This is a genomic window from Archangium sp. Cb G35, from assembly GCF_001896145.1.
Classification (GTDB): domain Bacteria; phylum Myxococcota; class Myxococcia; order Myxococcales; family Myxococcaceae; genus Archangium; species Archangium violaceum.
Genome location: NZ_MPOI01000024.1, coordinates 55,235 through 75,411 on the forward strand (window position 1 = coordinate 55,235; position 20,177 = coordinate 75,411).

General features: G+C 69.8%; 18 protein-coding genes. 11 read left to right on the forward strand and 7 right to left on the reverse strand.

The annotated features are described in order from the left end of the window. Positions 1 to 151 precede the first annotated feature (151 nt). Entirely contained in the window at positions 152 to 1,213 is a 1,062-nt protein-coding gene (locus BO221_RS49545) for a cell envelope biogenesis protein TolA (protein WP_073568012.1), read from the forward strand. A gap of 133 nt (positions 1,214 to 1,346) precedes the next feature. Here BO221_RS49545 and BO221_RS54580 read toward each other — a convergent pair whose 3' ends face one another. Further along, entirely contained in the window at positions 1,347 to 2,906 is a 1,560-nt protein-coding gene (locus BO221_RS54580; protein ID WP_143196149.1) for a kelch repeat-containing protein, read from the reverse strand. A 114-nt stretch (positions 2,907 to 3,020) separates the two neighbouring features. Here BO221_RS54580 and BO221_RS49555 point away from each other — a divergent pair, with 114 nt between their 5' ends. The 4 genes from BO221_RS49555 (at position 3,021) to BO221_RS49570 (ending at position 7,454) form a co-directional block, all read left to right on the forward strand. Beyond that, positions 3,021 to 4,562 carry a HAMP domain-containing sensor histidine kinase gene (locus BO221_RS49555; RefSeq protein WP_073567949.1) on the forward strand — a complete coding sequence of 514 codons (1,542 nt, stop codon included), beginning with the start codon at positions 3,021 to 3,023 and terminating at the stop codon, positions 4,560 to 4,562. After that, on the forward strand, positions 4,559 to 5,854 hold the full coding sequence (locus BO221_RS49560; RefSeq protein ID WP_073567950.1) for a pitrilysin family protein: 1,296 nt from the start codon (positions 4,559 to 4,561) through the stop codon (positions 5,852 to 5,854). The genes BO221_RS49555 and BO221_RS49560 overlap by 4 nt, the downstream gene beginning before the upstream one ends. A 111-nt stretch (positions 5,855 to 5,965) precedes the next feature. Then, positions 5,966 to 6,679, forward strand: coding sequence for a lipase (locus BO221_RS49565; RefSeq protein ID WP_073567951.1), 714 nt, complete (start codon positions 5,966 to 5,968; stop codon positions 6,677 to 6,679). A gap of 166 nt (positions 6,680 to 6,845) precedes the next feature. Next, entirely contained in the window at positions 6,846 to 7,454 is a 609-nt protein-coding gene (locus tag BO221_RS49570; protein WP_073567952.1) for a DUF2378 family protein, read from the forward strand. On the opposite strand, the gene rd is transcribed toward BO221_RS49570, so the two are convergent. From rd to BO221_RS49585, 3 genes are all read right to left on the reverse strand, one after another. Beyond that, a complete protein-coding gene (gene rd / locus BO221_RS49575; protein ID WP_073567953.1) occupies positions 7,451 to 7,618 on the reverse strand; it encodes a rubredoxin in 168 nt (55 codons plus the stop codon). The two genes, BO221_RS49570 and rd, sit on opposite strands and share 4 nt — an antisense overlap. Positions 7,619 to 7,627: 9 nt before the next feature. Further along, on the reverse strand, positions 7,628 to 8,158 hold the full coding sequence (locus BO221_RS49580; protein ID WP_158080054.1) for a zf-TFIIB domain-containing protein: 531 nt from the start codon (positions 8,156 to 8,158) through the stop codon (positions 7,628 to 7,630). Positions 8,159 to 8,223: 65 nt separating this feature from the next. Then, positions 8,224 to 9,030 (reverse strand): SDR family oxidoreductase, encoded by an 807-nt coding sequence (locus BO221_RS49585; protein WP_073567955.1) that lies wholly within the window; start codon positions 9,028 to 9,030, stop codon positions 8,224 to 8,226. Between the two features lie 79 nt (positions 9,031 to 9,109). Here BO221_RS49585 and BO221_RS49590 point away from each other — a divergent pair, with 79 nt between their 5' ends. Continuing rightward, positions 9,110 to 10,114, forward strand: a complete 1,005-nt coding sequence (locus BO221_RS49590; protein WP_073567956.1) for a class I SAM-dependent methyltransferase — start codon at positions 9,110 to 9,112, stop codon at positions 10,112 to 10,114. Between the two features lie 66 nt (positions 10,115 to 10,180). Beyond that, positions 10,181 to 10,996, forward strand: coding sequence for a class I SAM-dependent methyltransferase (locus BO221_RS49595; protein ID WP_073567957.1), 816 nt, complete (start codon positions 10,181 to 10,183; stop codon positions 10,994 to 10,996). A 15-nt stretch (positions 10,997 to 11,011) separates the two neighbouring features. Here BO221_RS49595 and BO221_RS49600 read toward each other — a convergent pair whose 3' ends face one another. Further along, the gene (locus BO221_RS49600) at positions 11,012 to 12,331 is read right to left on the reverse strand and encodes a lipopolysaccharide assembly protein LapB (RefSeq protein WP_073567958.1); all 1,320 of its coding nucleotides are present in this window, start codon (positions 12,329 to 12,331) and stop codon (positions 11,012 to 11,014) included. Positions 12,332 to 12,371: 40 nt separating this feature from the next. On the opposite strand from BO221_RS49600, the gene BO221_RS49605 reads away from it, so the two are divergent. From BO221_RS49605 to BO221_RS49620, 4 genes are all read left to right on the forward strand, one after another. Continuing rightward, complete coding sequence (locus BO221_RS49605; RefSeq protein WP_073567959.1) at positions 12,372 to 12,707, forward strand: hypothetical protein; 336 nt, start codon at positions 12,372 to 12,374, stop codon at positions 12,705 to 12,707. A gap of 227 nt (positions 12,708 to 12,934) precedes the next feature. Next, positions 12,935 to 14,554, forward strand: coding sequence for a PAS domain S-box protein (locus BO221_RS49610; protein WP_073567960.1), 1,620 nt, complete (start codon positions 12,935 to 12,937; stop codon positions 14,552 to 14,554). Positions 14,555 to 14,562: 8 nt separating this feature from the next. Further along, entirely contained in the window at positions 14,563 to 15,024 is a 462-nt protein-coding gene (locus tag BO221_RS49615; protein ID WP_233166615.1) for a response regulator, read from the forward strand. Beyond that, positions 15,024 to 16,571 (forward strand): response regulator, encoded by a 1,548-nt coding sequence (locus BO221_RS49620; RefSeq protein WP_073567961.1) that lies wholly within the window; start codon positions 15,024 to 15,026, stop codon positions 16,569 to 16,571. The genes BO221_RS49615 and BO221_RS49620 overlap by 1 nt, the downstream gene beginning before the upstream one ends. Positions 16,572 to 16,806: 235 nt before the next feature. On the opposite strand, the gene BO221_RS49625 is transcribed toward BO221_RS49620, so the two are convergent. After that, complete coding sequence (locus tag BO221_RS49625) at positions 16,807 to 18,309, reverse strand: DUF4388 domain-containing protein (protein WP_073567962.1); 1,503 nt, start codon at positions 18,307 to 18,309, stop codon at positions 16,807 to 16,809. Between the two features lie 17 nt (positions 18,310 to 18,326). Continuing rightward, positions 18,327 to 20,177: a response regulator gene (locus BO221_RS49630; protein WP_073567963.1), complete on the reverse strand. Its 1,851-nt coding sequence runs from the start codon at positions 20,175 to 20,177 to the stop codon at positions 18,327 to 18,329.

The window sequence follows — 20,177 nt, forward strand, 5'->3', positions numbered from 1 at the left end:
TGAGCAGCGGATCCCCACCCCGCCGTAGAGAGCGAGCGGGGCGGGGCCCGGTCTGGCGGCTGGAGGGCGGGCGACGAGACCCTATTGACGTGCCGCCGCCGGACGCTAGGCTGCGCCGCTTTTTGCATAGTCCCCGGAGGTCACCCCCGTGTTGGAAGTTCTGCTCGTCGTCGTGTCGGTGCTCTTCCTCGCCACGCTCGCCTACGTGTTCTTCGGCCAGAAGCAGGCCGCGGCACTCCCCACCTCGTCGTCCTCGCCCTCGGCGCGGGCGGAGCTGGAGTCGGATACCAAGGCGCGCGCGAAGCTGGAGGCGGAGCTGGATCGCAAGCGCAAGGAGGCCGATGAACAGCGCACGCAGCTGCAAGAGGTGAAGGAGCAGCTCAAGCAGGCCAAGCGCAAGCTCTACGAGCAGAAGGAGGCGGAGAAGGGCGAGAAGGACCTGACCAAGGCCCGCGCCGAGGTGGAGCGCAACGCGTCCCTGCAGCTGGAGGTGGTCCGGGGTGAGCTGGCCCAGGCCGAGGCGGAGATCGCCCGCCTGAAGTCCGAGATGGAGATGGGCGGCAAGGGTGGCCGCCGTGGCGCCGCTCCCGCGCCCGCTCCGGCGCCCGCGGTGGTGGCTGCCCCGCCGTCTCAGCAGCTGTCGGCCCCGGCGCAGCCGGAGGAGCGGGTGGTGACCGCGACCACGACGGTGGTGCCCGCCGCCGCCGCCGAGCCCGCCGCGGAGAAGGCCCCGCGCCGCTACCGGGAGCTGAACGACGCCGACCGCGAGAAGATGGAGCGGCTGGAGCAGACGGCGAACAAGGAGCGCAGCCGGTCGGCCGAGCTGGATCGCGAGGTGAAGCGCATCAAGGGCCGGGCGGACTCGCAGCAGCGCATCTTCGCGGCCAGCAAGAACGAGCTGGAGCTGGTGAAGGACAAGTACAAGGCGCTGGAGAAGCGGCTGAACCGCACGCTGCTGGAGCGGGACCTGCTGCGCCGGGCGATCAAGGACCTGGAGAAGAAGACGGGCATGCTGGCCGAGCGCACGGAGCTGACGCCGGACGAGATGGCGGCGAGCGACCGGAAGGTGGAGGAGGCCTCTCAGGCCCGGGCCACGGCGGAGGCGGCGCAGCAGCAGGCGGTGGCGGCGGCGAGCGAGCCCACGACGCCGGGTGAGCAGTCGGCGAAGACCGAGCCCCAACAGGACGAGAAGGCCCAGACGCCGAGCGCCTGAGCCTCACTCCCATCCAGCAGTTCCCCCAGCAGTTCCCTCTACCCCCAACATCCCCTCTCCCCTCGGGAGAGGGACGGGGTGAGGGTATCGGGGGTCCCGGGTTGCACCACACCGGGCCCCCACCGTAGGTCCGTCAGTCCAGCGGAACCGGCGTGTAGACGAGGAGGTCGTCCAACGTCGTCCGCTCGCTCCCATCCGCTGACTGACCACCGGCGATGAGCACCGAGCCATCCTCCAGCACCGTGCACGAGTGGTGATGACGCGGCTTTGCCGGCGGCGTCAACCCGAGCAGGGCCGGAGCGGCGCCATCCCGGCCGGGGACGAGCAACTCCACATGCGGGTCGCTCATGGGCCCGCGCACGCCCCCGAGAGTCATCACGCGGCCATCCGGGAGCGCCACCGCGCACAGCCCGCTCCGGGCGAACACCTGGGGCCCCGGGGACACCTGTGCCGCCGCATCGGGAGAGACGAGCTCCGAGGAGGCCAGGAGGCGCGCGTCCTCCACACCGCCAGGCGAGGCATGTCCCCCCACGTACAGCAAGCGCTCCGGCCCACCGAACGGCACGAGCGCCGCGTCGCGCCGGGGCTCCCGGAGCCGGGCGCCCTCGCCCACCGGGACGAAGGAGCCACCCTCGAAGGAGAAGAACAGCACCTCCGGCCGCAACTCCGCTCCATCCGAGCCGCCCACCACGGCGATGCGCCGGCCGTCCTGCACCGGCATCGCCGCCATGCCCACCCGGGGCACCGGCGTGCTCACGGACAACACCTGGCCCGTCGCGGAGTCATACCCCTCGGCCCGAGCCACCACCTCGCCCCCCGCTCCCACTCCGCCGACGAACAGCACCCGTCCGCCCGCGTCCACCGCCGCCGCGTGGTGACTGCGCGCCACCGCCAATTCCACCTCGGTGGAGGTGCCCTGGGCCACGTCCAGCACCCGGGCGCTCCGCATGGGCAGCACGCCCTCCACCGTTCGCACCTCACCGCCCGCCAGCAGCACCTTGCCGCCCGGCAGCCGCGTCGCGGTGTGGAACGCCCGCGCTGAATCCAACGCTGGCACCGGGGTCACCGTGCCCGTCATCGGATCGAACAGCTCCGCCGAGGACACCGTGGAGTCCATGCCGTCCGAGCCGGTCCGGTAGCCCCCGGCCAGCAGCACCCGGCCGTCCTCGAGCAACGTGGCGGTATGGGCCGCGCGAGGCTCGGCGAGCGACCCACACTCCCCCTGGGCCGTGCTCGGATACGTGTACGTATCCACCTGGCGGATGGCGACGGAGACGGTCGGACGCGCATCCCCGGCCGACGCCGGCACCTCGAAGGCACGGGAGCGGCCCAGGGCCACCACGCGGCCTCCCGCGCGAGGCAGGTCCGTATAACCGCGCACCTCCAGCACGCGCCCCTTTCCGGGCGGGACGATCGGCAATTCCGCCGTGCCCTGCTCCACCGGGACATAGCGCTCCACGGGCTCCATGTCGGGGGCCGTGACGCGGAAACGCAGGTAGCGGGTCCGCCCCGGCGCGGGGCGGGTCGCGCAGATCTGGGAGAGGAGATTCACCTCGTAATGAGCCTCCCAGGGCCCACAGGCACTCAGGAGCCCCAGCGCCGCCACCCCTGCCTTCCAACCGGGCGAACGGCCCCTGCCCTTCGCGATGCCCCCCCGGGCGGACGAGGTCCACCCGTTGATACTCCGGCCCATGGTGTTCCCCTTTTGCGGTATCCGGCCACGGCGCAGGCAAAGATGGCTTGCGCTCGGACCGTCGCGAGCGTAGCGATGGCTTCCGGCCGTGGTCAACGCGGCCTCTGCCCCTGAATGAAGCTCTCGCTCGCCACCCGCATCTTCCTCGGTTACGCGGTGGTGCTCGTCACCTTCGGCGCGGTGTCTCTCTTCAGCGTGGCCGAGCTGCACCGCAACCGTCTGGAGATCCGCCTGGTGAGCCAGGGCTACCTCCAGCTGTCGCAGGACGCGGCCGCGCTCGAGTCCTTCCACACCAACCAGGAGAAGGACACCGAGCGGCTGCTCGAGGAGGGCAGCGTGGAGACGCGGCGGGCCCTCATCCGGCTGGCGCGGCTGTACTTCCCCTCGCTCATGGCGGAGCGGCTGCAGGCGGCGAAGGCGAGGGCCGGCGAGGTGCGCACCATGGCCCCCACGGGGGAGGTGCACTTCGTCCAGGATCTGGAGTCGCGCCTCGGGGAGCTCTCCAACCGCTACCAGGCCTACGGGCGGGCGGCGGAGGCCGTCTTCACGGTGCTCTCCAACGAGCAGCCCCTGGCGGAGGAAGTGGCGCGCGCCACCGCCGAGCTGCGCCAGCAGGAGTCCTCCATCGGCCGGGACATCCGCTTCCTGCGCGCCGCGCTGAGCAACCGCATCCGCGAGCGCGTGGACGGGGCCGAGGACCGCGAGCGGCGCACGGGCCTGGCCATCATCACCCTGTCCGTGCTGGCCATCGGCGTGGGCCTGGGCGCCACCGCCTGGTCCGCCCGCACGCTGCGCCCGGTGCGCACCCTCATCGAGGGCGTGTCCCGCATCGGCAAGGGCGACTACAGCGCCCAGCTGGGCGTGCGCGGCGATGACGAGGTGGCGGTGCTCGCCCGCGAGTTCGATGCCATGGCCCGCTCGCTCCAGGCGCGCGAGGCCCAGCTCAAGGCCCAGGCCGAGGCCCTCATGCGCGCCGAGCAACTGGCGGCCGTGGGCCGCATCTCCGCCCAGGTGGCCCACGAGGTGCGCAATCCCCTGTCCTCCATCGGCCTCAACGTGGAGCTGATGCAGGACGCCTTCGAGCGCGCCCACTTCGAGTCCCCGGCCGACGCCCGCGAGTCGCGCGAGCTGCTCGCCGCCGTCACCCGCGAGGTGGATCGGCTCACCGAGGTGACGGAGCAGTACCTGCGCATGGCGCGCCCACCCCGGCCCAGCCTCGAGCCCACCGACGTCACCGAGGTGCTGGCCAGCGTGCTGGACTTCTCCCGCGAGGAGCTGGAGCGCGCCCACGTGGAGGTGGCGCGCGAGCTCGCCGAGGCTCCGCCCCAGGCCCTGGCCGACGAGGGCCAGCTGCGCCAGGTGTTCCTCAACCTGCTGCGCAACGCCCGCGAGGCCATGCCCGACGGCGGCCGGCTCACCATCACCACGCGCGTGCACGAGCGCGAGGTGGAGGTCCGCATCCAGGACACCGGGCGCGGCATGACGGACGCCGTGCGCTCGCGCATCTTCGAACCCTTCTTCACCACCAAGGAAGACGGCACGGGCCTGGGGCTCGCCGTCAGCCAGCAGATCCTCAAGGCCCACGGCGGCGCGCTCGGGTGCCAGAGCGAGCCCGGCCAGGGCACCACCTTCTCCGTCAGGCTTCCCCGCGCATGAGCTTCACCTACCACCGCGACGTCCTGCCCAACGGGCTGCGCGTCGTCACCGTCGAGACCCCGCACCTGCACACCGCCCTGCTCGCGGTGTACGTGCGCACCGGCAGCCGCCACGAGATGGCCGCCAACAACGGCGTCAGCCACTTCCTCGAGCACCTCTTCTTCCGCGGCAGTGAGGGCTGGCCGGACACCGTGAAGATGAACTCCGCCGTCGAGGAGGTGGGCGGCAACCTCAACGGCGTCACCACGAGAGATCACGGCTACTACTACACCCCCCTGCACCCGGCGCACCTGGACGTGGGCCTGGAAATCCTCGGGGACATGCTCACCCGCCCCAGGCTCACCGACATGGAGGTGGAGCGGAACATCATCCTCGAGGAGATGCTCGACGAGGTGGACGAGAAGGGCCGGGACATCGACATCGACAACCTGTCCAAGCGGATGCTCTTCCCCGGCCACCCGCTCGCCTTCAAGATCGCCGGCACGAAGGAGTCCGTCTCTCTGCTCTCCCACGAGCAGATCCGCGAGCACTTCGCACGCCACTACGTCACCGGCAACATGGTGGTGACGGCGGCGGGCCGGGTGAAGCACGACGAGGTGCTCGCGCGGGTGGAGCGCCACTTCGCCCGGCTGCCCCGGGGCCCCGAGAGCGTCGAGCTGCCGCCGCCGCCCACGCCCGCCGGGCCCCGGCTGCACGTGGTCACCCACGACGAGGCCCAGACGGAGTTCCGCATCAGCTTCCGCACCGTCCCCGAGCACCACGAGGACTGGCCCGCCCTGCAACTGCTGCGGCGCTTCCTGGATGACGGGCTGTCCTCGCGGCTGCCCTTCGAGATCGTGGAGAAGCGGGGACTCGCGTACTCGGTGCACGCCTCGCTGGAGGCCTTCCACGACGCGGGCATCTTCGAGATCGAAGCCGCGTGTGCTCCGGACCGGGCGTCGCTGGTGGTGGCGGAGGTGCTCCGGGTGCTGGGAGAGCTGAGCACCACGCCGGTGGGCGAGGAGGAGCTGGCACGCGCCAAACGGCGGCACCGGATGCTGCTGGAGTTCTCGCAGGACTCGCCGGGCGAGCTGGCCGGGTGGTTCGGCGGGACGGAGCTGTTCCGCCGGCCCGAGTCCTTCGGCTTCCGGGCGGACCTGGTGGACGCCGCCAGCGCGGCCCACGTGCGCGACGTGGCCCGGCGCTACTTCGCCCGGGAGAACCTCACCGTGGTGGCCGTGGGCCAGCGCAAGGGAATCAAAGCCCTCGAGAAAGTCGTCGAGACCGCCGAGGGATTGCCCTCCTCCCGCTGATCCACTGCTTTCTCTGAATCCGGGAATCCGTTCTTGACACCTGAATCATGATTCATGAAGGCTCCCCGGCCGTACCGTCCCAGGAGGACGGCACTCCCCCGGAGGAGCACCATGGAGCTGAAGCGGCTGTCGAGCGCAGTGCGTTTTCTGTCCGTCCTCGCCGTCGGGTTCGCCGCGGCTACCGCCAGCGCGCAGACGTGCCGGGACGCGGTGGTGCTGGTGCACGGCAACACCTCCTATCCATCGGACTACAACAACACCTACAACACGCTGATCTCCCGCGGGTACGCCGCCGCGGACATCTTCCGCCCCAGCTGGGGCTCCAAGACGTGCGCCGCCTGTAACGACCACTCCGGCTCGGAGGAGACCCCGGTCCGCGACGCCATCAACCAGGCCCTCTCCCGCTCGTGCACCGGGAAGATCGACGTCATCGGCCACTCCATGGGCGTGACGCTCGCCATCAAGGCCATCCTCGATCTGGGCGTGCAGAGCCGCGTGGATGCCTTCGTGGGCATCGCCGCCGGCTACCGCGGCCTGTGGACCTGCGGCACCTACCCCTTCAACGTGATCACCTCCACCTGCGGCTACTGGGGCCTGTCCGTGAAGAGCCCCTTCCTCACCGGTATCCACGGCAAGCGCATGGCCACCCGCATCTACTCCCTCAAGAGCAACTCGGATGAGATCGTCTGCGCCACCGGCGTGTGCACCGTGGACGGCGTCCACTCCAGCCAGCTCGCCAACGAGAACGCCAGCTACACCCTCTCCGAGGGCCACTTCGGCCTCGTCCGCAACACCGCCACCCGCCAGGCGGACCTCATCCAGTAGCGCCTCTTACAGGGAGGACGATGTCCTACCTTGGGACACAACTCCGGGACCCAAATCTCCGGAGATGGTGGTAGATGCCACCACGTAGGGGGTACCCTGCGCCCGGACTGGTCACGAATGAGGGCCAGATCCTGAGCTGGGTACCCATTCGTCCCAGGGATGCTCGATGATGACCGCTGCCGTGACCCGGAAGGAACCCGTCATCTTCAGTCAGGTGGTGGAGGCCCTCTTCAAGCACGCCTTCAAGGAGCGGCTCGACTCCCATACCCGGGCACGGCTCAAGAAGATCGGCATCGACCTGGATCATCCGTTCCTCGTCGCCTACTCGGTGCCGACGTGGTTCGCCGCCGTCGGGGTGTGCGCGGAGGTTCTCTTCCCGGACGTCTCCAATGAGCAGGCCCGCTACCGGATCGGCCGCAAGCTGGTGGACGGGTACGGCCAGACCACCATGGGCCGGGCCGTGTTCGCCATGCTGCGGATGCTCGGCTGGGAGCGCTCGCTGGGCCGGATTTCACGCGGGCTGCAGTCGGGGACCAACTTCCTGTCGGCCCGGACCCGCTTCCTGCCGGACGGCGCGCTCGAGGTCACCTTCGAGGTGATGCCCGAGTTCTACGCCGCCCTGGGCTCTACGCCGGGCATCGACCCGCACTTCATGCACGGCAACATGGACGCGATGATGGAGCTGGTCGGCGCGCCCTTCACCCAGAGCGAGATCCAGCCCATCGAGCCCGGCTCCCAGCGCGTCGTCTACGTGCTGCGCCGCCCCGCCGCTTAGCCCTCCATCGGCTCGAAGTCGGCCTTGCCCGCGCCACACTGGGGGCAATACCAGGTGTCGGGGATCTGCTCGAAGGGCGTGCCTGGCGGAATGCCGGAGTCGGGATCGCCCGCGGCTGGATCATAGATGTAGTCGCACATGGTGCAGCGGTAGCGCTTGTTCATCCCGTCTCTCTAACTCCGGCCGAACCACCGGCTCAACCATCCGCCCACCTGTTTCACCGGCTGTTCCTCCTCGGCGGGAGGCGGCTGCGCGGCAGGGGCGCAGCCCGGGCAGTGCAGCCCGCCCTCTCCATTCCTCGCCTCGTTGAGCGGGAAGCGCTCGCCACAGTTCACGCAGTAGAAGAAGAAGAACCGCTTCTCGGGGTTGACGTTCGCGGCGAGCGGCGCCGATTCCTCCGTCCCGAAGGAGAGGTGCTCCAGCTCGCCCTCGTCCATGTAGACGCCCCGGCAGCGCTCGCACGTCTCCACCGCGACGCCTCCGGGAAGCTGGGCGGTGCGCATCGGGCGCGAGCAGAAGGCACACGGGCGCTCGCTCCGGCCCGCCACCGGCCGCGGCGACACGTCCCTCAGGAGCACCTCGGAGAGCTCCCCCGCGTCCAGCCACACGCCCCGGCACGAGCGGCACCGGTCCAGCTCCACCCCGACCGCGAAGAACCGCTGCATCCGCCCCCGGCACGAAGGGCACCGCTTGTCCCCACTCATCGAACGCTCCTCCCCGGCCCATTCTGGAGGCAGGAGGCCCCCGCTGGCCATGGGCGCCCTCCCCTTCAGGAGCCGCTCGCGTTCATGTACCCGGCGATGCGCAGTCTCAACGCCAGCGGAGCCAGCGGCATGAACCAGGCCGAGAGACGGTTGGGGAGCCCGGGTACCACCACCGCCTTGCCCCGCTTCAGGGCCCGGTAGCCCGCCTCGGCCACATGGCGCGCGGTGCTCGTCCCCATGGGCCCGCTGAAGAGCCGGGCCTTCTGGTGCTCCGCCGCCCGCGCGGCGAACTCCGTCTCGGTGAACCCCGGGCACAGCGCCGTCACCGTCACCCCCTGCCCCTTCAGCTCCGCGTGCAGCGCGGTGGAGAAGGACAGCACGTACGCCTTGCTCGCGTAGTACACGGACATGAAGGGGCCCGGCGTGAAGGCCGCCAGCGAGGCCACGTTGAGCACGTACCCGCGCCGCCTCGCCACCATCCCCGGTACCAGCTCGCGGGTGAGCACGGTGAGCGCCCGGACGTTGAGGTCCAACATCCCCACCTGCTGCTCCGCCGGCAGCGCCTCGAAGTTCCCCGCCAGGCCGAAGCCCGCGTTGTTCACCAGCACCTCCACGTCCAGCTGGCGCTTCTTCAGCTCGTCCACCACGGTGGGCACGCCCTCGGGCGAGGCCAGGTCCGCTCCCAGCACCACCGAGGGCACTCCATGGGCCTGCTGGAGCTGATCCGCCAGCTCCTGCATGGGTCCGGTGCGCCGGGCCACCAGCACCAGCGCATACCCCTCACGCGCCAGCAGCGACGCCAGCTCCCGGCCGATGCCACTGGAGGCGCCCGTCACCACCGCGTACCTGGTTGCCCGCACCATGTTGTCCATGACGCCACGCTTCCAAGGGAGCGAGCCCGGCGTCAATGGCCATGTGGATCACCCCGGGTGTACCTTCTGGGAGAACCCCATGAAGCCCTCTCCCATCGATTGGCGTGCGCGCCTGGAAGCGTGTGGATTCGAAGGGGCGGAGCTCGTGCCCGCCACCTACGCGGCCCATGTGCTGTGGTCCTGGCGCGAGCCGCTGGCGGCGGAGGCGGCGCTGCGCGAGCACCTCGACCAGCAGCCGGACGACAAGGACTCGCTGAAGATGCTCATCTCCATCCTCCAGGAGAACGGGCGCGCCAGCGAGGTGGTTCAACTCCGCCGCCACCTGCACGCGCGGCGCTGCCACGAGATGCGCATCCCCGAGCCGGCCCGGGAAGCGGCGATCGCCTATATGGAAGCGGCCGAGACCGGCGGCGCCCCTCCGGAGCGCATGGCCGACGCCCATGTCGCCGCGCTCTTCGATCTCTACGCCCCCAGCTTCGACGACAGCCTGCGCGGCTTCCTCTCCTATCGCGCGCCCGAGCGGCTCGTGGACGCGGTGAGCTCGGTGCTCGGCGGACGGCGGGAGCTCGACGTGCTCGACCTGGGGTGCGGCACCGGACTGGCGGGTCCCCTCCTCCGGCCCTTCGCCCGGCGGCTCGAGGGCATCGACCTGTCCACGGGCATGCTGGACAAGGCGCGCGAGCGCGGCGTGTACGACGTGCTCCGGGCCGGGGAGATCACCGCGGAGCTCGCCGCCTCCACGGAGAGTCACGAGCTCATCGTCGCCGTGGACGTGCTGGTCTACTTCGGCGCGCTGGAAACACTCTTCCAGCACGTGGCCCGGCGGCTCGCCCCCGGTGGCCTGTTCGCCTTCACCGTGGAGAAAGGCACCGCGCCGGGGTACCGGCTCCAGCCCAGCGCGCGCTACGTCCACCACCTCGATTACCTTCGGAGTTGTGCCAGCGCGGCCTACCTGCACCCGGTGTTGGAGCGGGAAGAGACTCTGCGCAAGCAGGCCGGTCAACCCGTCACCGGCCACGTGGTCGTGCTGTCCAGAAGTGAAAGCAAGAGGGTCCCACCGGAGGGGAGTGGGTCCGCGTTGTGAGGGGGGTCGGAAAGCCTGGGGTCCACACGCTATGCTCGCGCCCCCAATACATCTCGGGTGGACCACATGACCTCACAGGTCGAGACGGTGGCAGCGAAGATCCAGGGCTACAAACAGGACCTGGGCAACTCCGGCGTGCAGGGGCGCCAACGGTTGCAGGCCATCGAGGGGATGACTGATCACATCACCTTGCGGCGCATCGAGGGGTTGGGCATCAAGGAGGGCTGGCGCTGCTTCGAGGTGGGCTGTGGCAGCGGCTCCATCGCGCGCTGGATGCGCTACCGGGTGGCACCGCACGGCCATGTGCTGGCCGTGGACATGAACACCGAGTTCGTCGCCGACGCGGCCGGGCCCACCCTCGAGGTGCGCCAGCAGGACATCCGCACGATGAGTCCTCCCGAGAAGACCTTCGATCTCGTGCACTCGCGGATGGTGCTCCAGCATCTGGCCGAGCGGGAGGAGCTGGTGGAGCGGCTGATCGCGACGCTCAAGCCGGGCGGCTGGCTGCTGCTGGAGGAGATGGAGACCTTCTCGCTCTTCCAGAACGAGACCGGGCCCTTCCTCCAGGTGGTGGAGATCATGCACGCCATGGGACGCGCCGCCGGCACGGCCGTGGACTGGGCCCGGACGCTGCCGCGCACCTTCCAACGGCTGGGGCTGCAGAACGTCAACGCCGAGGGCGAGATGCTCTACTTCTCCGGGGGGACGCCCACCGCCGATTTCCACCGGCTCACCGGCGAGCAGCACTGGCCGTACGCGGAGAAGACGCGGCTGCTCACGCGCGAGCAGTTCGACGGGTTCTCCGAGAGCCTGAGGGATCCGAACGCCTGGTTCTACGGCCCCACCATCTTCGGTGTCTGGGGACAGCGTCCGCCCGCGTAGCCACGGGCGGTCCCCTCAGCGCCGACCGCGGATGATGATGGGCCCTGACGACTTCTTCTTGGGCAGGGCTTTCTTCAGCGCCTTCTGGATGTCCAGGTACTCGGGGTTGCCCGGGTCCCGCTTGAGCGCCTCGGCGATGAGCTTCAGGCCCCGATCGGGCCGCCGCCGCGTCTGCGCGTACAGGTTCGCCAGCCCCACCTTCTCCTCCGGCGAGGCCTCGCCCGAGTCCACGAGCCGCTCCACGGTGACCAGCGCCTCCTCCTTCTCGCCGGCCTTCTCCTGCAGCCGCCACATCCGCGAGAGCGCCGGCGCCAGCCGGGGATTGTGCTGGAGGGCGGCGCCGAAGTCCTCCTTCGCGCGCTTCAGGTCCCCCTGGGTCTCATGCACCCGGCCCCGGACATAGAGCGCGCGGGCCGAGTCCGGCTGCGCCTTCAGCGCCTGCTCCACCGCCGCCAGCGCCCCGGCCTTGTTCCCCAGCGTCAGCCGCGTCTCGGCCAGCCGGGCGATGAGGTCCGCGTTCTGCGGATACTTCGCCACCGTCGCCGTCAACAGCGCCTCCACATCCGCGTGACGCTCGAGCTTCGTGAGTATCCGCGCCTTCAGCGCGACGAAGTCCGGCTTCGTGGCCTCCTCGCCCTGGACCGCCGCCAGGTCCTGCTCGGCGTACTCCGCGTAGCCACTCTGGAGGAAGTAGCGGGCGCGCAGCTTCCGCGCCGCCGTGAGTCCCGGCTGCTCCTCCAGGAGCCGGTCCATCAGCTTGCCGGCGAGCACCTCGTCGCCCTTGGCCAGGAGGATCTCCGCCTCCACCACCTTGGCATCCACGTCGTCCGGGCGCTCGCGCAGGATGCGCTCCAGCGTCTTGAACGCGGCCTGGTGCTCCCCCATCTCCGTCTGCAGGTGCGCCAGCCTGAGGACGTCCAGGTCCCCGAGCTCGTCGGACTCGCGCAGCTCCAGCAACAAGGAGATGGCCTCGCGCAGGCGCCCGTCCTGCTCGTGGCGCTCGGCGAGCTTCCGTTTGATCTCCGGCGCCTGCGCCGGATTGAGCGTCATGGCCCGCTTGAGCGCCAGGATGGACGCCCCCGTGTTGCCCTCCCGGCGCCGGGCCTCGGCCATCATGAGCAGGGGCTCGGGGTTGTCGGGCCTCAGCCCCGAGGCCACCTCGAAGGCCCTCGCCGCCTGCTCGGGCTCACCACTGTCGAGCAGGGCCTGGCCCTCGCTCATCTTCGCCTGGAACTTCTGCTCCTGGGTTTGAACGGAGAGTGTTTCCGGGTCCTTGCAGGCAAGCGGAAGCAGCAGGGGCAGGACGTAGAGCAGGCGGGGAAATATCGATTGCATCGCTGAGATGCAGGGTAGCGGATGTTATCCTGCGGCGTCGATGGACCCATTCGTTCGGCGCCTCGTGGAGAGGCTCCATGATCCCGCGCGCCCCCTGTCGCGCAACCGGCACTTCCACACGTTCGACACCCCCGAGGGTCGGATGGCGCTGAAGGTGTCCCGCCGGCTGAAGAGCCTCCACCAGGACATCCTCGCCTGTGTGCGGGAAGGCCGGCGCGCCCGCCTCTTCCGCCACATCGACGCCGAGGGCGAGCACCGGCTCGAGCTCCACTTCGAGCGCATCGCCGGCCGCCGCGTCTCCCATTTGAAGGCCGCCGAGCTGGAGTTGCTTGCCCAGCTACCCGGCGTGCGGGACGCCCTCGCGGGAGACCTCTGATTTCCCTGGAGCACCGGGTGTCCGGCCCTTTCCGTGAAGAACCCTGGACAGTGTAGCGGCCCGGTCTGTCGCGGCGGATTGAGCCTGGCTGGGACTCCTGGATCATCCCTTCACCAGGGTTCCCGCTCTGGGGGTGAAGCATCCGGCCGCCCGTCCATGGAAGCCTGTCGCCCGGATGACTCCTGCTCGGGGGAATCGCTATGCTCGACGGGCCTCCAGCCCATCCCATGACCGCGACGCCTTCCTCGACCCTGCCCCCTGACGAGCTGGCCGAAAGCCTCTTCCAGCCTCAGTACCAGCCCCTGCTGCGGGCCATCCTCGACAACGCGGCGGAAGGATTGGCCGTCGCGGACGCGAAGGGCCAGCTGCTCTACTTCAACGACACGGCCCGCAAGATTCTGGGCGTGGGGCTCGTGGCCGACGCGCCCGAGGTCTGGAGCGATCGTTACGGCGTGTTCCTGCCGGACACGACGACGCTCTGCCCCTCCGAGCGGCTGCCCATCTACCGCGCCCTCCACGGCGAGGAATCGCCCGAGGAGGACCTCTTCATGCGCAATGCAACGCACCCGGAGGGCCGGCACGTCCACTCGATCGCCCGCCCCGTGCGCGACAGCCAGGGGAACATCCTCGGAGTCACCCTCAGCCTGCGTGACACCCACGAGCAGCGGATGGCCGAGGCCGATCAACGCCGCACCGAGCTGCGCTTCCAGCTGCTCGTGGAGTCCGCGCAGGAGGGACTCTGGACCGTGGACGTCAACGGCCACACCGTCTACGCCAACCGCTACCTGTGCCAGATGCTGGGCTACACGGTCGAGGAGATGCTGACCAAGGCACTCTTCGACGTCATCTGCCCCGATGACATCCCCCTCATGCACCAGTACGTCGAGGATCGGCGCCAGGGCAGGTCCGCCGTCCTCAACGACTTCCGCCTGGTGCGCAAGGACGGGACGATCCTCTGGACCCTGGTGTCCACCGGTCCCCTCTACGACGAGACCGGCAAGTACATCGGGGCCATGGCGATGATCACCGACATCACCCAGCGCCGTCAGGCCGAGGAGCAGGTGCGCCAGCTCAACGCGGAGCTGGAGCGCCGCATCGCCGAGCGCACCGCCCAGCTCGAGTTCTCCAACCGCGAGCTGGAGGCCTTCGCCTACTCCGTGGCCCATGATCTGCGCGCCCCGCTGCGCAGCATCTCCAACTTCACGCTCGCCCTCTCCGAGGATTGTGCCGACAAGCTCGACGCCACGGGCCAGGACTACCTGCAGCGCATCCGCGCCTCGTCCCAGCGCATGGCGGAGCTCATCGACGGCATCCTCGCGCTCTCGCGCGTCAACCGCACCGAGTTCGTGGAGACGGACGTCAACCTGTCCGGCATCTCGCGCTCCATCTCCGAGCAGCTCCAGCGCTGGCAGCCCGAGCGCACCGTGCGCTTCCAGCTCCAGGACGGCCTGGTGGACCGCGGGGACTCCCAGCTGCTGCGGCTGGTGCTGGAGAACCTGATGGGCAACGCCTGGAAGTTCACCCGCGAGAAACCGGTGGCGGAGATCGAGTTCGGCACGCTGCCGGAGACCGGGAGCGGACGCGTCTACTTCGTCCGGGACAACGGGGCGGGGTTCGACATGGAGTACCAGAGGAAGCTCTTCGGCGTCTTCCAACGGCTGCACACGCAGCAGGAGTTCGAGGGGAACGGCGTGGGTCTGGCCACCGTGCAACGCATCATCCGCCGCCACGGAGGGCGCGTGTGGGGCGAGGGCCGGGTGGGCCAGGGCGCGACCTTCTTCTTCACCCTCCACGAGCCCGCCGCACTTGCAGCGCCTCCCGTGGCCAGCGCGGCCGGCGGCAATTGAGAACCGCCATGATGTATGATTCACACCAGCGCATCATCCTGCTCGTCGAGGACAATGCCGATGACGAGCTGATGACCCTCCGGGCGTTCCGCAAGAGCAACATCCACAACCCGGTGATCGTCGTGCGCGACGGGGCCGAGGCACTCGACTACCTCTTCGTGCAGGGCCGGCACGCGGAGCGGGATCCAGACATCCGGCCGCAGGTGGTGCTGCTGGATCTCCACCTGCCCCGCATCGACGGCCTGGAGGTTCTGCGGCGCATCCGGGCCAACGATCACACACGGACGCTGCCCGTGGTCATCCTCACCTCGTCCAAGGAAGAACGGGACCTGGTGGAAGGCTATGAGCTCGGCGTCAACAGCTTCGTCCACAAACCCGTGGACGTCACCGCCTTCTTCGAGGCGGTGCGACAGCTGGGCATGTACTGGCTCGTCCTCAACGAGCTCCCTACCCCGAGACGGAGTGCTTGATGCCCACACCGCTCCACCTGCTCCTCATCGAGGACTTCGAGGACGATGCCCTGATGGTGTTGCGTGAGCTGCGGCGCAGCGGCTACGACGTGACCCACAAGCGCGTCGAGACAGCCGAGGCGCTGGCGAGCGCGCTCGACTCGGGTCCCTGGGACGCCATCATCGCCGACTACGCCCTGCCGCGTTTCGACGCGCTGGCCGCCTTCTCGCTGGTGCAACAGCGGGGACTGGACGTGCCCTTCCTCATCGTCTCCGGACAGATTGGCGAGGACACCGCCGTGGCGGCGATGCGGGCCGGCGTCCACGACTTCCTGCTCAAGGACCGGCTGAGCCGGCTGGGACCCGCCGTGGCCCGCGAGCTGCGCGAGGCGGCGCTCCGGGCCGAGCGCCGGAAGATGCAGGAGCAACTGCTGCTATCGGACCGGCTCGCGTCGCTGGGTCTGCTGGCCGCCAGCGTGGCCCATGAAATCAACAACCCGCTGGCCTCGCTCATGGCCAACCTGGACTTCGTGCTGAATCCGGAAGCGGGCTCGACCAACGTCTCCGCGGACCAGGAGCAGGCCCTGCGCGACTGCATGCTGTGCTCCGAGCGCATCCGGGAGATCGTCCGCGACATCAAGATCTTCTCCCGGCCGGACGAGAAGCAGAGGGGCCCGCTGGACGTGCACCGGGTGCTCGACTCGTCGCTGCGGATGGCGTGGAACCACATCTTCCACCGCGCCCGCATCGTGAAGGACTACACGGCGGTGTCCCCGGTGCTCGGCAGCGAGGCCCCCCTGGGCCAGGTCTTCCTCAACCTGCTGGTCAACGCCGCGGACGCCATCCCAGATGGTGACAGCACCACGCATGAGATCCGCGTGGTGACGCGCCAGGACGGGCCCAGCCACGTCCGGGTGGAGATCCACGACACCGGCCGGGGCATCCCCGCGGAGCTGCGCGAGCGCATCTTCGAGCCCTTCTTCACCACCAAGCCGGTGGGGGTGGGCACGGGCCTGGGACTGGCCATCTGCCGCCGCACCCTCAACGAGATGGGCGGGGAGATCTCCGTGGAGAGCGAGGTGGGGCACGGCACCGTGTTCCACCTCCGGCTGCAGACGGCCCACGGCGACATGGAGAAGCCCGAGAAGCCCGCTCCGGGCAAGGTGCTCAAGCAGCGCCTGCTGATCCTCGATGACGAGACGGTCGTCGGACGGGCCCTCCAGCGGCTGCTGCAGGCGCACTGCGAGGTGCTCGTGCTCAGCCATGGCCGGGAGGCGCTGGCGTTGCTGACCTCGGGCCGGCGCTTCGACGCCATCCTGTGCGACCTGATGATGCCGGAGATGAGCGGTCCCCGGTTCTACGAGGAGCTGTCGCGGCTGGCGCCCGAGCAGGCCAGGCGGGTCATCTTCATGACGGGCGGAGCCTTCACGGAGCAGTCGCGCGCCTTCCTGGCCACCACGGGCATGCCCTGCATCGACAAGCCCGTCGAGTTCCAGCGGCTGCGCTCCCTGCTCGCCGCGATGCAGCCGCTGACCGGAGAAGAGGACGCCACGACCAAGACGGCCTGAGGGAGGTGTGAACCCCCTCCTTCAGTGACCAATATCCCCTCTCCCCTCGGGAGAGGGACGGGGTGAGGGTATCTGTCCCCGTTCTCCAACCCGTGGCCCTCAAGTGGGGACAGGGGGTTCAACCCGGGATGCGTGGCACCCTCACCCCGTCCCTCTCCCGGAGGGCGAGGGAAGATGGGCGCGTTGCCGGCGCTTTTCCTCAGGGGCACACTTTCGCGGACATCCCTGAAGGGGCTCAGCCAGCGGTGACGTTGAGCCGGGGTGCTTGCGCCTGCGGCACACCCGGCAGCATCGGCGCCGGGTTGAGCGCCAGGAGCAGCAGGCTGCGCACCGCCTCGATGAGGTCCTCGCCCACGCTGGCCGCGCCCGCGGGAGCCCCCTGCAGCTCCGGCGGAACCTGATGGCCCACAAGCACCACCGGCATGCGGATGTCCCAGGCCAGGAAGTGCGCCAGCTTCACCGCCGCCTCCGAGGCGTCGAAGAGCAGCGCACCCACGCCCCCCGAGCTGAACGGACGCCACAGCGGCCTCGCCGCCTCCGCCGGAGGCAGCACGCAGAAGTCCAGGTGCAGCAGCTCGTTGAGATCCAACCGCCCCAGCGTCCCGAAGCCGCTCCGCACCGCCGGGGGCTCGGCCGCCACGGCCGCGATGCCCGGCAACTGGGACAGCAGCCGCCTCGCCACCGCCGGGCCGCTGCCACAGACGAAAACCTTGGCGGTGGCCTCCCGCGAGGGACCCCGGCCCCGGAGGATGCGTCCGCGCAACGAGTGCAGCTCCGCGGGCCCGAGCAGCGGACCACTGCCCTCGTCCCGCTCGGGCTCGGACATGCGGGCCACGCCCTTCTGGAGGAGCGTGTGCAGCACGCCCACCACCTCCAGGTCCGTGGCCGGCGCCAGGTCCAACACCTCGCCGAGCGCGCGCGGCTGACGCAGCAACTCCACCACCTGCGCCGTCACCGGGTGCTGGTCCTGCCCCAGGTCCGCCTCCGGCGCGAGCACCAGCCGGACATTGCGCGCCGGCAACCCCGGCAGCAGCCGGTTCACCTCGTCCGCCTGGCGCATCGCCTCCAGCAGGGCGTCGTCCACGGCGCGCTGGATGCGGGGCTTGCCGCCCGTGTTCCCGGGGGAGAAGGTGAAGGAGCCCTCGCTCCACACCAGCAGCCGGAAGAGGGCCTTCTCACCCTCGGCGCGGCCCACCCGCGCGTTCACCGGGCGGCCGTCCACCACGACGATCTCCCCGCGCTCGTTGCCCCGCTCCAGCGTCAGCTTGCCGCTGCGCTTGTTCATCCCGAGGATCTGCATCAGGTCCGGGATGCTCAACTGGCTGAGCGAGCCTTCGATTTCCTGGACCTCGGTCTTGAGCTCCTTCGCGGCCTCGTTGCGGCGGAAGACGTGCTCGATGCGGGAGAGCACCTCGTCGATGTTGAAGGGCTTGCGCAGGAAGCCGTCGCGCAGACCACGCAGCCTGTCCGCCTCGAACTGGCCGGTGGAGACCACCACCGGGATGTCGTCCGTGCGCGGGTTGGTGCGCAGGATGTTGATGAAGGTGCGCGCATCCAGCATCCGGCACGCCTCATCGAAGAGGATGAGGTCCGGATGGCGCAACACCGCCACCTCCAGCGCGCGCGAGCCATCCGGCGCGTAGTGCACCTGGTAGCCCCGCGTGCGCAGGGAGCGCGACAGCGGACGGACCGACTCGAGGTCGGGATCGGCGATGAGGATCTTTCGAACCTGGGCCATGGTCGCTCCCTACCGGGTCAGTACGGCTGCAGGTCGTACTCGACCTGCAGGCGGGTGATGAGCCCATCCACCACGGCGGTGTCCGACGAGTGGAATCCCCACGTGGCGCCGAGTCCCCGGCGCTGGATGAGCGCGTACGAGGCCGTCTCCGACATCCAGAGGATGAACTCGTGCCGGGCCATGCGCTCGTCCCCCTCCAGGAAGACGGGCGTGAGCGCCGGGTGCGAGTCCAGGTCCCCGCGCCGCCCCAGCAGGTAGATGCGCGAGGCCATCTCCGGCGAGGCCGACTCCAGCCCCTGGGCAATCGGCAGGTCCGCGCGGATCTCCGGCCCGCCCACGTACAACAGCCCGCGCGAGCTGGGATCCCTCATCAGCTCGCGGGCGATCTCCGACTGCAGCTCGTCGAAGAGGACGTCGGACACCTTGCCGCGGCGCGAGGGCTCCGCGCTCTCCTCCACCGGCAGCTTGGGGCTGGAGGCATTACCGAGCAGCAGGTCCACCTCGTCCCAGAAGGGCAGCGTGTCCAGCATCAGCTTGCGCTGCAGCGAGCAGCGCCGCTCGTCCATGCGCCGGCGGCAACGGTGCACCAGCTCGTCGAAGTCCTCGCCGTCCTTGGGGAAGGTGCTCGCCCCGCCCACCAGCGCCAGCGGCAGGCGCGACTCCACCTCCTGCGCCTCCGGCTCCGCGCGCACCGCGTCCAGGGCGCGCCGCACGAACATCATCGCGCCGAAGAAGTCCGTCTCCGGCAGCAGCAGGTAGAACTCCTGCTCGCTCGCCTTGGCGATGACGTCCGAGTCCCGGACGATGCGCCCGAACGCCTTGATGATGCCGCGCACCGCCAGCTTCGCGTCCGGCACGCCCAGGCGCATGCGCACCAGCGGCAGGTTGTCCACGGAGAACGTCAGTAGCGAGAACGTCCGCCCGTAGCGCCGCGCCTTGTAGATCTCCTTGGAGGCGTAGTCCGTGAAGTAGCTGAGGTTGTAGGCGGCGGTGTCGCGGTCCCGCAGGCCCAACCGCTGCAGCGCCAGCATCCGCCGGCCGTTCTTCACGCCCACCGCGGCCGAGTCGCCCAGAATCTTGGCGTAGCGCACGTGCTCGGAGCGGAAGTCACCGGCGACCGGATCCGACAGCTGCGCCAGGCCCATGATCTCCCCGCCGATGACGAAGGGGACGTAGAGCACCGGCGAGCGCTCGTCGCGGGCGATCCACGGCATGGCCTCGCGCAGACGATTGCCGAGCGGCCCATCCGGGCTCATGCGCTCGGCGAGGAACTGCTTGTCCAGCAGGCCCCGGTAGGCACGCAGGATGAGGTGCCCCCGGTCATCGGCGATCCACAGGGCGGCGCTCTGGGCATCGCAGACCGCGGCGAGCTCGGCCGCCACCCGCTCCTGGAGCCACTCGAGGTCCGGCTGGGAGAGGAGCTCCAGGCAGCGCTGGTGGAGGTTCTGGTAGCGGGCGAACTCCAGGTTCTCCGTCTGGAGCTTGGAGCGCTCGCGGCGCAGCTGGACGCGCTCCATGGCGCGCTCCACCGCGAGCAGCAGGTCCGACTCGTCGACGGGCTTGGCGAGCACCACCGCCACCCCGGCGCTCAGGGCCATGGCCGAGCCCTTCACGTCCGTGCGCTGGGTGACGAGGATGACCTCCTGCTCGGGGTCGCGCTCGCGCAGCTTCGTGGTGAGGCCGAAGCCGTCCAGCTCGGGCATCACCAGGTCGGTGATGACGATATCGAAGGTCTCGTGCGTGGCCGCTTCCAGGGCCTGGGCGGCGTTCGCGGCGGGGACGACGAGGTAGCCCTTCCGGGAGAGCATGTCGGAAGCGAGCTGCCGGAAGAAGTTGTCGTCATCGACGACGAGAATGGGGCCAGCCAC

Coding starts and splice junctions, on each gene's coding strand:
- BO221_RS49625 (WP_073567962.1), bottom strand. CDS start 18,309: ATGGCCCAGGTTCGAAAGATCCTCATCGCCGATCCCGACCTCGAGTCG.
- BO221_RS49580 (WP_158080054.1), bottom strand. CDS start 8,158: ATGAGTGGGGACAAGCGGTGCCCTTCGTGCCGGGGGCGGATGCAGCGG.
- BO221_RS49595 (WP_073567957.1), top strand. CDS start 10,181: ATGACCTCACAGGTCGAGACGGTGGCAGCGAAGATCCAGGGCTACAAA.
- BO221_RS54580 (WP_143196149.1), bottom strand. CDS start 2,906: ATGGGCCGGAGTATCAACGGGTGGACCTCGTCCGCCCGGGGGGGCATC.
- BO221_RS49605 (WP_073567959.1), top strand. CDS start 12,372: ATGGACCCATTCGTTCGGCGCCTCGTGGAGAGGCTCCATGATCCCGCG.
- BO221_RS49570 (WP_073567952.1), top strand. CDS start 6,846: ATGATGACCGCTGCCGTGACCCGGAAGGAACCCGTCATCTTCAGTCAG.
- BO221_RS49555 (WP_073567949.1), top strand. CDS start 3,021: ATGAAGCTCTCGCTCGCCACCCGCATCTTCCTCGGTTACGCGGTGGTG.
- BO221_RS49585 (WP_073567955.1), bottom strand. CDS start 9,030: ATGGACAACATGGTGCGGGCAACCAGGTACGCGGTGGTGACGGGCGCC.
- BO221_RS49590 (WP_073567956.1), top strand. CDS start 9,110: ATGAAGCCCTCTCCCATCGATTGGCGTGCGCGCCTGGAAGCGTGTGGA.
- BO221_RS49610 (WP_073567960.1), top strand. CDS start 12,935: ATGACCGCGACGCCTTCCTCGACCCTGCCCCCTGACGAGCTGGCCGAA.
- BO221_RS49600 (WP_073567958.1), bottom strand. CDS start 12,331: ATGCAATCGATATTTCCCCGCCTGCTCTACGTCCTGCCCCTGCTGCTT.
- rd (WP_073567953.1), bottom strand. CDS start 7,618: ATGAACAAGCGCTACCGCTGCACCATGTGCGACTACATCTATGATCCA.
- BO221_RS49565 (WP_073567951.1), top strand. CDS start 5,966: ATGGAGCTGAAGCGGCTGTCGAGCGCAGTGCGTTTTCTGTCCGTCCTC.
- BO221_RS49620 (WP_073567961.1), top strand. CDS start 15,024: ATGCCCACACCGCTCCACCTGCTCCTCATCGAGGACTTCGAGGACGAT.
- BO221_RS49560 (WP_073567950.1), top strand. CDS start 4,559: ATGAGCTTCACCTACCACCGCGACGTCCTGCCCAACGGGCTGCGCGTC.
- BO221_RS49615 (WP_233166615.1), top strand. CDS start 14,563: ATGATGTATGATTCACACCAGCGCATCATCCTGCTCGTCGAGGACAAT.